Annotated in this window: 13 protein-coding genes; 5 read left to right on the top strand and 8 right to left on the bottom strand. The window is 70.3% G+C overall.

Annotated features, from left to right (window positions below; all coding sequences use genetic code 11):
• Positions 1-11 precede the first annotated feature (11 nt).
• The 6 genes from BHU06_RS02285 to xdhC all read right to left on the bottom strand — a co-directional run bounded on the left by BHU06_RS02285 (position 12) and on the right by xdhC (position 5,349).
• Positions 12-392: a Rieske 2Fe-2S domain-containing protein gene (locus BHU06_RS02285; protein WP_070397508.1), complete on the bottom strand. Its 381-nt coding sequence runs from the start codon at positions 390-392 to the stop codon at positions 12-14.
• A gap of 12 nt (positions 393-404) precedes the next feature.
• A complete protein-coding gene (locus BHU06_RS02280) occupies positions 405-1,061 on the bottom strand; it encodes an HAD family hydrolase (protein WP_070397507.1) in 657 nt (218 codons plus the stop codon).
• A 3-nt stretch (positions 1,062-1,064) separates the two neighbouring features.
• The gene (fghA, locus tag BHU06_RS02275; RefSeq protein WP_070397506.1) at positions 1,065-1,913 is read right to left on the bottom strand and encodes an S-formylglutathione hydrolase; all 849 of its coding nucleotides are present in this window, start codon (positions 1,911-1,913) and stop codon (positions 1,065-1,067) included.
• Positions 1,913-3,019, bottom strand: coding sequence for an S-(hydroxymethyl)glutathione dehydrogenase/class III alcohol dehydrogenase (locus tag BHU06_RS02270; RefSeq protein WP_070397505.1), 1,107 nt, complete (start codon positions 3,017-3,019; stop codon positions 1,913-1,915). Before BHU06_RS02270 ends, fghA begins: the two co-directional genes overlap by 1 nt.
• 98 nt (positions 3,020-3,117) lie before the next feature.
• The gene (locus BHU06_RS02265) at positions 3,118-4,314 is read right to left on the bottom strand and encodes a urate hydroxylase PuuD (protein WP_070397504.1); all 1,197 of its coding nucleotides are present in this window, start codon (positions 4,312-4,314) and stop codon (positions 3,118-3,120) included.
• A 207-nt stretch (positions 4,315-4,521) separates the two neighbouring features.
• Positions 4,522-5,349, bottom strand: coding sequence for a xanthine dehydrogenase accessory protein XdhC (gene xdhC / locus BHU06_RS02260; RefSeq protein ID WP_070397503.1), 828 nt, complete (start codon positions 5,347-5,349; stop codon positions 4,522-4,524).
• 153 nt (positions 5,350-5,502) lie between these two features.
• Here xdhC and BHU06_RS02255 point away from each other — a divergent pair, with 153 nt between their 5' ends.
• Positions 5,503-6,057 carry a hypothetical protein gene (locus tag BHU06_RS02255; RefSeq protein WP_239478164.1) on the top strand — a complete coding sequence of 185 codons (555 nt, stop codon included), beginning with the start codon at positions 5,503-5,505 and terminating at the stop codon, positions 6,055-6,057.
• Positions 6,058-6,143: 86 nt separating this feature from the next.
• On the opposite strand, the gene uraH is transcribed toward BHU06_RS02255, so the two are convergent.
• Positions 6,144-6,497, bottom strand: a complete 354-nt coding sequence (gene uraH, locus BHU06_RS02250; protein ID WP_070397502.1) for a hydroxyisourate hydrolase — start codon at positions 6,495-6,497, stop codon at positions 6,144-6,146.
• 65 nt (positions 6,498-6,562) lie between these two features.
• On the opposite strand from uraH, the gene BHU06_RS02245 reads away from it, so the two are divergent.
• From BHU06_RS02245 to BHU06_RS02230, 4 genes are read left to right on the top strand one after another with little or no spacing between them, the layout of a single operon-like run.
• On the top strand, positions 6,563-7,237 hold the full coding sequence (locus BHU06_RS02245) for a GntR family transcriptional regulator (RefSeq protein ID WP_070397501.1): 675 nt from the start codon (positions 6,563-6,565) through the stop codon (positions 7,235-7,237).
• A gap of 8 nt (positions 7,238-7,245) precedes the next feature.
• Positions 7,246-8,193, top strand: coding sequence for an allantoinase PuuE (puuE, locus tag BHU06_RS02240; protein WP_070397500.1), 948 nt, complete (start codon positions 7,246-7,248; stop codon positions 8,191-8,193).
• Positions 8,194-8,197: 4 nt separating this feature from the next.
• Positions 8,198-9,979, top strand: coding sequence for a 2-oxo-4-hydroxy-4-carboxy-5-ureidoimidazoline decarboxylase (gene uraD / locus BHU06_RS02235; protein ID WP_070397499.1), 1,782 nt, complete (start codon positions 8,198-8,200; stop codon positions 9,977-9,979).
• A 2-nt stretch (positions 9,980-9,981) separates the two neighbouring features.
• Positions 9,982-11,229, top strand: a complete 1,248-nt coding sequence (locus tag BHU06_RS02230) for a M20/M25/M40 family metallo-hydrolase (RefSeq protein ID WP_070397498.1) — start codon at positions 9,982-9,984, stop codon at positions 11,227-11,229.
• 67 nt (positions 11,230-11,296) lie between these two features.
• Here the strand turns inward: BHU06_RS02230 and BHU06_RS02225 are convergent, their stop codons facing one another.
• Positions 11,297-12,670: a hypothetical protein gene (locus BHU06_RS02225; protein ID WP_139146923.1), complete on the bottom strand. Its 1,374-nt coding sequence runs from the start codon at positions 12,668-12,670 to the stop codon at positions 11,297-11,299.
• Position 12,671: the final 1 nt, after the last annotated feature.

The raw sequence follows: 12,671 nt of genomic DNA, 5'->3' as shown, positions 1-12,671 counted from the left end.
CGGGCTCGCTTTCAGAATTCCACGGGTTTGAGATGGTACTGGGAGCGCCAGTGCACCACGCCGTCGAGCTCCACCAGTTCGATCCGGAACAAGCCACCCCGGCAGGGGCCGCCGCGGCATTCGCCGGTGTCGGGCGCGTACACCGCGCCGTGCGTGGCACACAGCAGCCAGCGCGCGCTGTCGTCGAAGAAATGGTCGGGACGCCAGTCCAGCTCCATGGCCACGTGCGTGCAGCGGTTCAGGTAGGCGTGCGCGCGGCCCTGGTAGCGGATGGCGAAGGCCCGGCAGGTCTGGCCCGCGTAGTTGACGTCGAAGGACACGCCCTGGCCGCCATCGACCAGGTCGTGGCTGTGGCACAGCGGGTGCAGGTCGTCGGCGGGGGCGGGCGCCATGCGGGTCGGGCCTCAGGCGTGTTCGAGCAGCCAGCCGTGCAGTTCGGCCACCGAGTGCGCGACGAAGCGTGGCCCCAGGGCGTGGAAGGCGTCGGGCTCGTGCGCGCCGTAGCTCACGCCCACGCTCGCGCAGCCGGCGTTCACCGCCATCTGCAGGTCGTGCGTGGTGTCGCCGATCATGAGCGTGCGCTCGGGCTCGACGCCGAACTCGCGCATCAGCTGGTGCAGCATCAGTGGGCTGGGCTTGCCGGCCGTTTCGTCGGCCGTGCGCGAGCCGTCGAACACGCCGCTCAGTTCCACCGTGCGCAGCACCTCGTCGAGCCCACGCCGGCTCTTGCCGGTGGCCACGGCCAGCCAATGCTGCCGTTCCTTGAGCGCCTGCAGCAGCGGCAGCACGCCGTCGAACAGGCTGAGCTCGTTCTGGCTGGCCAGGTAGTGGTGGCGGTAGCGCTCGCCCAGGCGCGGGTACAGGTCGGGCGGCACGTCGGGCGCGGCATGCGCCAGGGCCTGCATCAGGCCCATGCCGATGACGTAACTCGCCTGCTCGCGCGTGGGCACGGTGCCGCCCACGTCGGCCACGGCGCGCTGGATGCTCTGCGCGATGACCGCCGTGGAGTCGTAGAGCGTGCCGTCCCAGTCGAAGGCGATGAGATCGTAGCGGCGGACCATGGCTCAGCCCAGTTTTTCCAGGGTCCTGACGTGGTGCCGCAGGTGATCGGCCACCACGCTCTGGACGAAGTAGTAGCCGTGGTCGTAGCCCTCGTGCCAGCGCAGCGTGAGCGGCTGGCCGGCGGCGCGGCAGGCGGCTTCAAGCCGGTCCGGGTGCAGTTGCGCCGCCAGGAACTGGTCGGCGCGGCCCTGATCGATCAGCAGCGGCGGGCAGCGCTTGCCCGCCTGGATGAGCTCGGTGGCGTCGTGCTCCGCCCAGCGGGCGCGGTCCTCGCCCAGGTAGCCGGTGAACGCCTTCTCGCCCCAGGGGCACTGCGTGGGCGCGGCGATCGGCGCGAAGGCCGAGACGCTCTGGAACAGCGACGGGTGGCGCAGCGCCAGCGTGAGCGCGCCGTGCCCACCCATGGAGTGGCCGAACACGCCGACGCGGTCGCGGCGCAGGGCGAAGCGCTCGAACACCAGCGCGCGCAGTTCTTCCACGATCCAACGCTCCATGCGGAAGTGACGCGACCAAGGCGCTTCGCTGGCGTCGAGGTAAAAGCCCGCGCCGTGGCCGAAGTCCCAGGCCGCGTCGGCGCCCTCGATGCCGGTGGCGCGCGGGCTGGTGTCGGGCGTGACGATGGCCAGGCCCAGCTTGGCCGCCAGGCGCTGCGCGCCGGCCTTGATGGCGAAGGTTTCCTCGGTGCAGGTCAGCCCCGCCAGGTAGAACAGCACCGGCACCGGGCCCTTGGCCGCCTGCGGCGGCAGGAACACGCCAAAACGCATCGGCAGGCCGATGGCGGCCGACTCGTGCCGGTAGAAGCCCTGCACGCCGCCGAAGCAGCGGTGCTCGCTCAGCGTCTCCACGGCCATCAGAACTCCACCACCGAGCGGATCGACTCGCCGCGCTTCATCAGCGCGAAGCCCTCGTTGATGTCTTCCAGCTTGAGCTTGTGCGTGATGAGGTCGTCGATGTTGATCTTGCCGTCCATGTACCAGTCGACGATCTTGGGCACGTCGGTGCGCCCGCGCGCGCCGCCGAAGGCCGAGCCCTCCCACTTGCGGCCGGTGACGAGCTGGAAGGGCCGCGTGCTGATCTCCGCGCCCGCCTCGGCCACGCCGATGATGATGCTGCGGCCCCAGCCCTTGTGCGTGCACTCCAGGGCCTGGCGCATCACCTTCGTGTTGCCGATGCACTCGAAGCTGTAGTCGGCGCCGCCGTCGGTGAGCTGCACGATGGCGTCGACGATGTTGTCGTGGTCCTTGGGGTTGAGGAAGTGGGTCATGCCGAACTTCCTCGCCATCGCCTCGCGCTCGGGGTTGAGGTCGATGCCGATGATCTTGTCGGCGCCCACCATCTTGGCGCCCTGAATCACGTTCAGGCCGATGCCGCCCAGGCCGAAGACGACCACGTTGGCGCCCGCCTCCACCTTGGCGGTGAACAGCACCGCGCCGATGCCGGTGGTGACGCCGCAGCCGATGTAGCAGACCTTGTCGAAGGGCGCGTCGGGGCGGATCTTGGCCAGCGCGATCTCGGGCACCACCGTGTGGTTGGCGAAGGTGCTGGTGCCCATGTAGTGCAGGATGGGCTTGCCGTCGAGGCTGAAGCGGCTGGTGGCGTCGGGCATCAGGCCCTTGCCCTGCGTGCCGCGGATGAGCTGGCACAGGTTGGTCTTGCGGCTCAGGCAGAACTTGCACTGGCGGCATTCGGGCGTGTACAGCGGGATGACGTGGTCGCCCTTCTTGAGCGTGGTCACCCCCGGACCCACGTCCACCACGATGCCCGCGCCCTCATGGCCCAGGATGGCGGGGAACAGGCCCTCGGGGTCGGCGCCCGAGAGCGTGTAGTAGTCGGTGTGGCAGATGCCGGTGGCCTTGATCTCGACCAGCACCTCGCCGGCCTTCGGCCCTTGCAGGTCCACGGTTTCGATGGTGAGGGGGGCTCCGGCCTTCCAGGCCACGGCGGCGCGCGTTTTCATGGTGGGTCTCTCTCGGGTGTCAATGATGCGGGGAACACCCGCGAGGTTAACCCGCCTCCCCATGCCCGAGCCCGGCGCCGGGCATGCGTCCGGTCGCCTCAGTCGGCGGGCGCGCCGGCGCGGAACCAGTCACCGATCAGCGCGCGCTCCTCGTCGGTGATGCCGGTGGCGTTGTTGATGGGCATCACCTTGGTGACCACGGCCTGCTGGTACACCGCCTGCGCGTGGCGCTGGAGTTCGGCCGGGCTGTCCAGCCGAACGCCCTTGGACTGCAGGGCCTCGCCATGGCACATCACGCAGCGCTGCGCCACCACGGCCTGCACCCGGGCCGCGCTCACCGCCGGCCGCTCGGCCACCGGGGCGGACGGCGCGGGCTTGAGCCAGACGATCACGCCGATCAACACCACCACGCCCGCCAGCGCGTACTTCCAGGGGTGCGGGTTGCGGCCCAGCTTGAAGCCGTGGCGCAGCACGAAGAACTGCCGGATCGCCGCGCCCGCGGCCATCATGGCGATCAGCACCCAGCCGTTGTGCGGGTTCGCATAGGTGAAGCTGTAGTGGTTGCTCAGCATGGCGAACAGCACCGGCAGCGTGAAGTAGGTGTTGTGCACGCTGCGCTGCTTGCCGCGCTGGCCATGGATGGGGTCCACCGGCAGGCCGGCCTTGAGCGCGGCCACCACCTTGCGCTGGCCCGGGATGATCCAGAAGAACACGTTGGCGCTCATGGCCGTGGCGATCATGGCGCCCACCAGCAGGAAGGCCGCCCGCCCCGCGAACAGCGAGGTGGCCAGCAGCGCGGCCACCGCCACCAGCACGGCCACGGCCGCGCCCACCTTGGCGTCGCCGTTCTTGGTCTGCCCCAGGGTGCGGCAGATGGTGTCGTAGGCCAGCCAGAACACCACCAGGAAGGCCAGCGCGGTGGCGATGGCCGCGCCAGGCGACCAGTCGAAGACCTGCGGATCGATCAGGTAGACCTTGGGGCTCCACAGATAAGACACCAGAAACAGCGCAAAGCCCGAGAGCCAGGTGGAGTAGCTTTCCCAGAAGAACCAGTGCAGGTGGCCCGGCAGCTGCGGCGGCGAGACCGCGTACTTCACCGGGTGGTAGAAGCCGCCGCCGTGCACGGCCCACAGCTCGCCGGTGGCGCCGTCGCGGCGCAGCGCCTCGTCCTCGGGCGGCGTGAGGCTGCTGTCGAGGAAAACGAAATAGAAGGAGGAGCCGATCCAGGCGATGGCGACGATGACGTGCAGCCAGCGCAACAGCAGGTTGGCCCAGTCGAGCAGGTAGGTTTCCATGGCACCTCGTTCAAGGGATGGCCTTGGGCCATCCGGCGTTTCGACTCACCACCGCGGGCGCTCTGAGCCGACCGAGGGCCGCGATACACGGTGCGTTGCACCGGCTCCGCTGCGACCACAGAAGGCCCGCAGTGTAGCGGTTTCAATGGACGACCCGCCATGCTGCGCACTGCGGGGCCGAGCGCCTTGGGAGCGGCCCGACAGCGCTCAAACGCCGCTCGCGGCGGTCGTCGACGTCAGCAGCAACAACTGCGCCACCACGGCCGCCGCGATCACGGCCGGCGCCTTGCCGGTGATGCCGGGCAGACCGATCGGGCAGGTCACGCGCGCCAGCTCTTCTTCGCCGAAGCCGCGCTCCGCCAGCCGGTGGCGGAAGGTGGCCCACTTGGTGCGGCTGCCGATGAGGCCAATGAAGCCGAGGTCGTCGCGTTCGCGCAGGCGGCGCAGGCAGGCCGCCACGATGTCCAGGTCCTCCGCGTGCGAAAAGCTCATGACCAGCACCAGCGAGCCGCTGGCCAGCGCCGGCACGGCGGCCTGCACCGGGTCGGAATGCTCGGCCGCCACACCCTCGGGCAGCGGGTCGGGAAAGGCCTCGTCGCGGCTGTCGATCCAGGTGATGGCGAAAGGCAGCGGCGCGAGCGCGCGCACCAGCGCGCGGCCCACGTGCCCACCGCCAAACAGCGCCACCGGCCTCAGGGCCATGCCCAGGCGCTCGCGCAGCGCCGGCGCGTCGGCGGCGCCGACGGGTTGATACGAAAGTTCCAGCGCCCCACCGCAGCACTGGCCCAGGCTGGGGCCGAGCGTGACCGACTGCACGGATGGCTGGACCGCGCGTCGCGCCAGCATCTCGCGCGCGCGGCGCATCGCGTCCCATTCCAGGTGTCCGCCGCCGATGGTGTCGATGGTGTCGTTGCGAAACACCGCCATCCAGGTGCCGGCCTCGCGGGGCACCGAACCACGCGAGGCGCGCACCGTCACCAGCACGGCGGGCTCGTCGCGCAAGCGGCGAAGAAAGGTCTGCAGCTCACCCGCCATGTGTGGCGTTCCTGTCGACAAAGCTGTATGGATCTGTAAGAGAAACCCAAGGGCCGCCAGTATCGGCCGTAGTGATTGGCACCGTGTGCGGTTTCGCACATACACTCCATCGGCCCCGCGGTATGGCGAGGCCGGCCCCGCTGAGAGAAACGCATGAGCACCCGAGACAAGAAGCCCTCCGCCCCCGCCCGCTCCGACGCCCCCCGGGCCAGCGCGCTGCGCTGGACCGGCCTGACGATCGCCGCCCTGCTGGCCGCCTGCGCGGCGCCGCTGCCGCCCCCGCCGCCCCCTCCCCCCCCACCCGCGCCGGTACCCGCACCGCCGCCACCGCCCGTGAGCCAGCGCCCCACCCCCAAGTTCATCTCGCAAGCCGCCTCGGCGACCGACTACCGCAAGGACGGCGCGCGCCACATCTACGCCCGCAACGGCCACCGCATCTACAAGGGCCAGCTGCCGCCGCTGCTGCACGCCGTGGGCGTGCTGCAGGTCGAGGTGGACGACATCGGCGAGGTCCGCCAGGTGAGCTGGATGCGGGCGCCCAGCCACGCGCCCGACGTGATGCGCGAGATCGAGCGCACGGTGCGCGCCGCGGCTCCTTTCCCGGCGCCGGTGCGCATGGGCCGCGTCACCTACACCGACGTGTGGCTCTGGGACAAGAGCGGCAACTTCCAACTCGACACGCTGACCGAAGGACAGCGCAACAAGTGATCTCCGTGGTTTGAGACGTTTTCAAGGCCCGCTTCGCGCGGGCCTTCTTGTTGGCGGCGCGCCGGCCACGCGGCCGCCGCGGCGGCTCAGCTGCCGCGGTAGGTGGAGTAGGCCCAGGGGCTCACCAGCAGCGGCACGTGGTAGTGCTGGTCCACCCGCGCCACGCCGAAGTCCAGCGCCACGCGGTCCAGGAAGCGGGGCTGCGGCAGGTCGACGCCGCGGGCGTCGAAGTAGTCCTTCACATCGAACACCAGCCGGTAGGTCCCCACCTTCAGCGAGGCGTTGTCCAGCAAGGGGCCATCCGGGTTGCGCCCGTCCGCATTGAGCGTGAAGCGCTTGATCAGCGTCGCCTGCTCGCCCTGCGTGGCATAGAGCGCCACCGCCATGCCCGCCGCCGGGCAACCGTGCATCGTGTCCAGTACGTGGGTGCTCAAGCCCATGGCCGCGTTCTCCTGTGAATTTGGTCGACCGAAAGTGTATACACTTTGGCGCGAATCTGGCTATCATGCGGCGCATGGAAACGTCCAGCACGGCCCAGATCGTCGACGCCCTCACGCGCGCCATCGTCGAACACCGGCTGCGCCCGGGCACCAAGCTCGCCGAGCAGAAGCTCGCCGATCACTTCGGCGTTTCGCGCACCCTGGTCAGGCAGGCCCTGTTCCAGCTGTCCCAGAACCGCCTCATCCGCCTGGAGCCCGCGCGCGGCGCCTTCGTGTCCACGCCCTCGGCCGACGAGGCCCGCCAGGTCTTCGCCGTGCGCCGCATGCTCGAGGTGGAAATGACCCGCGCCTTCGCCCGCCAGGCCACGCCAGCCACCCTGCGCGCCCTGCGCGAGCACCTGGCGCAGGAGCGCCAGGCCGTGCTCCGTCAGGACGTGCCCGGCCGCACCGAGCTGCTGGGGGACTTCCATGTGCGCATGGCCGAACTCATGGGCAACCGCGTGCTGTCGGACCTGCTGCGCGACCTGATCTCGCGCTGCGCGCTCATCACGCTCATGTACCAAAGCAGCGAGGCCGCCGCCGATTCGTGCGACGAGCACGCCGCCATCGTCAAGGCACTGGCCGGTCGCGACGAAGCCCTGGCCGTGCGCCTGATGGAAGAGCACCTGCAGCACGTCGAGGCCAGCCTGGCCTTCGACCGCCCCCGGCCCGCCAACGACCTCTCGCTCGCCCTGTCCTGAGCCCCTTCATGACCTACGACGCCACCGCCCCCTACCCGCGCGACCTCATCGGCTACGGCCGCGATGTGCCGCACGCCCGCTGGCCCGGCGGCGCGCGCATCGCCGTGCAGTTCGTCCTCAACTACGAGGAAGGCGGCGAGAACAGCGTGCTGCACGGCGACGCCGCCTCCGAGCAGTTTCTCTCCGAGATGTTCAACCCCGCGGCCTACCCCGCGCGGCACATCAGCATGGAGGGCATCTACGAGTACGGCTCGCGCGCCGGCGTCTGGCGCCTGCTGCGCGAGTTTGAGTGCCGCGGCCTGCCGCTCACCGTGTTCGGCGTGGCGCAGGCGCTGCAACGCCACCCCGAGGTCTGCGCCGCCTTCACCGAACTCGGCCACGACATCGCCTGCCACGGCCTCAAGTGGATCCACTACCAGAACGTGGACGAGGCCACCGAACGCGCCCACATGGCCGAGGCCATGCGCCTGCTCACGGCGCTGACGGGCCAGCGCCCGCTGGGCTGGTACACCGGGCGCGACAGCCCGAACACGCGCCGCCTGGTGGCCGACTTCGGCGGCTTCGAGTACGACAGCGACTACTACGGCGACGACCTGCCCTTCTGGATGAAGGTGCGCAAGAGCGACGGCAGCGACGCGCACCAGCTCATCGTGCCCTACACCCTGGACTGCAACGACATGCGCTTCGCGCTGCCGCAGGGCTATTCGCACGCCGATCCCTTCTTTCAGTACATGAAGGACACCTTCGACACGCTCTACGCCGAGGGCGACCCGGACGGCCTGGACCGGCCCAAGATGATGAGCATCGGCATGCACTGCCGCCTGCTCGGCCGGCCCGGGCGTTTCACCGCGCTGCAACGCTTCCTGGACCACATCCAGTCGCACGACCGCGTGTGGGTCGCGCGCCGCCTGGACATCGCGCGCCACTGGCGTGCCCAACACCCATTCACGGTCTGACACCATGGCCCTCACGCTCGACACCTTCAACGCCGCCGCGCCCGACGAAGCCCTGCGCCTGCTCGACGGCCTGTACGAACACTCGCCCTGGGTGGTGGAACGCACGCTGGCCCAGCGCCCCTTCGCCAGCCTGGCCGCACTCAAGTGGGCCTTGGTGCAGGCGGTGGCCCAGGCCACGCGCGACGAGCAGCTGTCGCTGATCCGCGCCCACCCGGAATTGGCGGGCAAGGCCATGGTGGCCCAGACCCTCACCAGCGAAAGCACGGGCGAGCAAAGCCGCGCCGGCCTCACGCACTGCACGCCCGAGGAGTTCCAGGCGCTGCAGAAGCTCAACGCCGACTACAACGCGCGCTTCGGCTTTCCCTTCATCCTCGCGGTGCGCGGGCCGCGCGGCAGCGGCTTCACGCGCCAGCAGATCATCGCCACCTTCCAGCGCCGCCTGCACAACCCGGTGGACTTCGAGCGCGAAGAGGCCTTGCGCAACATCCACCGCATCGCCGAGATCCGCCTGGCCGACAAGTTCGGCGCCGAACCCGCGCTGGGCCACCACGTGTGGGACTGGCACGAAGACCTGGCGCGCCACAGCGACCCGGGGTTCAAGGAGAGCGGCCAGCTCACCGTCACCTACCTCACCGCCGCGCACCAGGCCTGCCAGCAGGAGCTGATGGCGCGCATGCGCGAATGCGGCTTCGACGAGGTCTCCATCGACGCGGTGGGCAACGTGGTCGGCGTGTACCACGGAGCCATGCCCGATGCGAAGCGCCTGCTCACCGGCAGCCACTTCGACACCGTGCGCAACGGCGGCAAGTACGACGGCCGGCTCGGCATCTTCGTGCCGCTGGCCTGCGTGCAGCGCCTCCACCAAGCCGGCCGGCGCCTGCCCTTCGGCGTCGAGGTCGTGGCGTTCTCGGAAGAGGAAGGCCAGCGCTACAAGGCCACCTTTCTGGGCTCGGGCGCGCTCACCGGCGACTTCAACCCCGCCTGGATGGACCAGACCGACGCCGACGGCGTGCGCCTGCAGGACGCCATGCGCGCCGCCGGCCTGCCGGGCACGCTGGACGCCATCGGCGCGCTGCGCCGCGACCCGTCGCGCTACCTGGGTTTCGTCGAGGTGCACATCGAGCAGGGCCCGGTGCTCAACGAGATGGGCCTGCCGCTGGCCGTGGTGACCTCCATCAACGCCGGCGTGCGTCACGTGGGCGAGGTCATCGGCATGGCCAGCCACGCCGGCACCACGCCCATGGACCGCCGCCGCGACGCCGCCTGCGCCGTGGCCGAGCTCGCGCTCTACCTGGAGCGGCGCGCCGCCCAGGACGGCGACTCGGTCGCCACCATCGGCCTGCTCAACGTGCCCGGTGGCTCCATCAACGTGGTGCCCGGGCGCTGCCAGTTTTCGCTCGACCTGCGCGCGCCCAGCGACGCCCAGCGCGACGCGCTGGAGCGCGACGTGCTCGCCGAGCTCAGCGCCATCTGCGAACGCCGCGGTCTGGGCCAGCGCCTGGAGCGCACCATGGCCGCTTCCGCCGCCCCCAGCCACCCCGACTGGCAGGCCCGCTGGGAAAAGGCCGTGGCCGCGCTGGGCCTGCCGGTGCACCGCATGCCCAGCGGCGCCGGCCACGACGCCATGAAGCTGCACGAGGTGATGCCGCAGGCCATGCTGTTCGTGCGCGGCGAAAACAGCGGCATCAGCCACAACCCCCTGGAAAGCAGCACCAGCGACGACATCGAACTGAGCGTGCTGGCCTTCGACCACCTCCTTGAGCAGCTCGCGAAAGACACCGCCTGACCATGACCGCCCACACCCAACTCGACGCCTGGATCGACGCCCACTTCGACGAGCAGCTCGCCTTCCTGCGCGAACTCGTGCGCGTGCCCACCGACTCGCCGCCCGGCAACAACGCGCCGCACGCCGAGCGCACCGCCGAACTGCTCGCCCCCATGGGCTATGCCGCCGAGAAGCACACCGTGCCCGAGGCCGAGGTGAAGGCCGCCGGCCTGCAGAGCATCACCAACCTCATCGTGCGCCGCCGCTTCGGCGAAGGCGGTCCCACCATCGCGCTGAACGCGCACGGCGACGTGGTGCCCCCCGGCGAGGGCTGGACCCACGACCCCTACGGCGGCGAGATCGTCGACGGCGCGATGTACGGCCGCGCCACCGCCGTGAGCAAGAGCGACTTCTCCAGCTTCACCTTCGCGCTGCGCGCGCTCGAATCGCTCGGCGCGCCACTCAAGGGCGGCGTGGAGCTGCACTTCACCTACGACGAAGAATTCGGCGGTGAACTGGGTCCTGGCTGGCTGCTCGCCAAAGGCCTGACCAAGCCCGACCTGATGATCGCCGCCGGCTTCAGCTACCAGGTGGTGGTGGCGCACAACGGCTGCCTGCAGCTCGAGGTGACGGTGCAGGGCGAGATGGCGCACGCCGCCATCCCCGACAGCGGCACCGACGCGCTGCAGGGCGCCACCCACATCCTGAACGCCCTGTACGCGCTCAACCGCGACTACCTGCAGGTGCGCTCCAACGTCGAAGGCATCAGCCACCCTTACCTCAACGTCGGCCTCATCAGCGGCGGCACCAACACCAACGTCATCCCGGGCAAGGTGGTGCTCAAGCTCGACCGCCGCATGATCCCCGAGGAAGATCCCGCGCAGGTGGAAGCCGCGCTGCGCGAGACCATCGCGCAAGCGGCGGCCAGCTTCGACCCGCCGCGCGGCGGCAAGGCGCTGCGGGTCGAGATCAAGCGCATGCTGCTGGCGCGCGCCATGAAGCCCCTGGCGGGCAACGCCGCCCTGGTGAAGGCCCTGCAGACCCACGGCGAGCAGGTTTTCGGCGAACCCATCCCCGCCGTCGGCACGCCGCTCTACACCGACGTGCGCCTCTACGTCGAGCGCGGCATCCCCGGCGTCATCTACGGCGCCGGCCCGCGCACCGTGCGCGAGTCCAACGCCAAGCGCGCCGACGAACACGTGCGCCTGGACGACCTGCGACGCGCCACCAAAGTCGTCGCGCGCACGCTGCACGACTTGCTGCGGGCCTGAGGGCTTCGCTCGCTGACGGGACCACGCGGGGCGGCCGGGCGCTGGCAGGCCCGCCGCCGACCGGCCCCTAGCGGCTGGTGGTGTCCGGGACGTTCTGGCGCCACGTGTAATCGAACTTGCAGAAGTACTCCGCCACGAAGACACCCGGCATGGTGTTGGACACCGAGTTCTTCGCCAGTTCGCAGCCACACGGACCCATGCCGATGAAGTCGTTCTTGCTGCCGATGAACCCGTCGCGGATGGACTTGGTCCACTTGGTGCACCAAGCGTCGGCGTTCTTCTTGCCCGTGACCTGGCTGTCCCACTGGTCGGTCCGCACCTTGGGCAAGCCCGGGTAGCTACGCTGGCCGCCGCCGGCGTTTGGCGCGGGCGCCTGGGCGTTCCCGGGGCTGGGCGCGCGGGCGGCGGCGTTCCCTGTTGCCGTGGCCTGTGGCGTCGCGGCCGGCCGCGACGGGGCGCTGGTCGGCCGGCCCGGCGCGGCGGCGTTGTCCGCGCTCCCCTGCAGCCGGCGGAACTCGGCCACGGAGATCGGCGTGGGGGCGCGGCCTGCGGCCGCCGCCGCGGGCGGACGCGCACCGGGCGCCATGGGCGAGCGCTCGCCGCGGATCAGGCCCGTCATCGAGTCGAGCGTCGCGCGGTCGGCCGCGGCCATGGCGCGCGCGCTGCCATAAATGATGGCGGCGCCGGCCGCGACGTTCAGGATGGTGTTGAAGGCCTCCCGGCTGGCGCGCTGCTCCTCGGCCAGTTCTGCCGCATTGGCGGCGCGGTCCGCCACGAAGGTGGAGCGCAGGCTTTCCAGGTAGTCCGGGCGGGCGCGGATCAGCCGGATGTCCGCTTCGGGCCGGGTCGGCTCGCTGATGAACAGCCCGCGGACCACTTCGTCCAGCTCGGTGTCGATCCTGGCGCCAACGAAGACGAAGGCGCCCGAGCGCAGAAAGGTCTTGCCGTAGCCGGGCAGCTCCACCGAATCGCGGATGGGGATGTAGTCGAACTCGCCTTCCCAGAGGATGCCGCGCGTGTCGGTGTAGGTGCCGCTCTTGTACGAGGACACGGTTTCCCGGGTGAAGGGATTGCTCACGGCGAAGAAGGTCCCGGAGAACGAGGCCACGCGCGGCGCCTGGCTCATGGCCAGCGAGTCCTTCATGCAGGTGCGGATGATCGTGCCCGACACCGGGCGCTTCTGCGCGTCGTAGGTCAGGGCGTGCGTCCTGTCCGGCTGGCAGGGCCAGCGGATCTGGTACGTGCCGGCCATCTGTTCGCCATGGGCGCGCGCCCCGGTGATCTCGGTGCCATCGAGGTAGCGCAGGGTCCCGATGCCGTTGCGGCAGTCCCCTGCGATGCACTCGGCGTGGGCCGGGCGCTTGAATTCCGCTTCGGTGTAGCTCCGGCTGGCGCAGCCCGCGACCAGGCTCGCCAACAACAGGTGGATCAATGGGCGCATG

The organism is Hydrogenophaga sp. PML113 (assembly GCF_001777155.1).
In the GTDB taxonomy this organism is placed as follows: domain Bacteria; phylum Pseudomonadota; class Gammaproteobacteria; order Burkholderiales; family Burkholderiaceae_C; genus Hydrogenophaga; species Hydrogenophaga borbori.
Note: the sequence above shows the minus strand (reverse complement) of the source record. Positions and strands in the feature narration are given on the sequence as shown.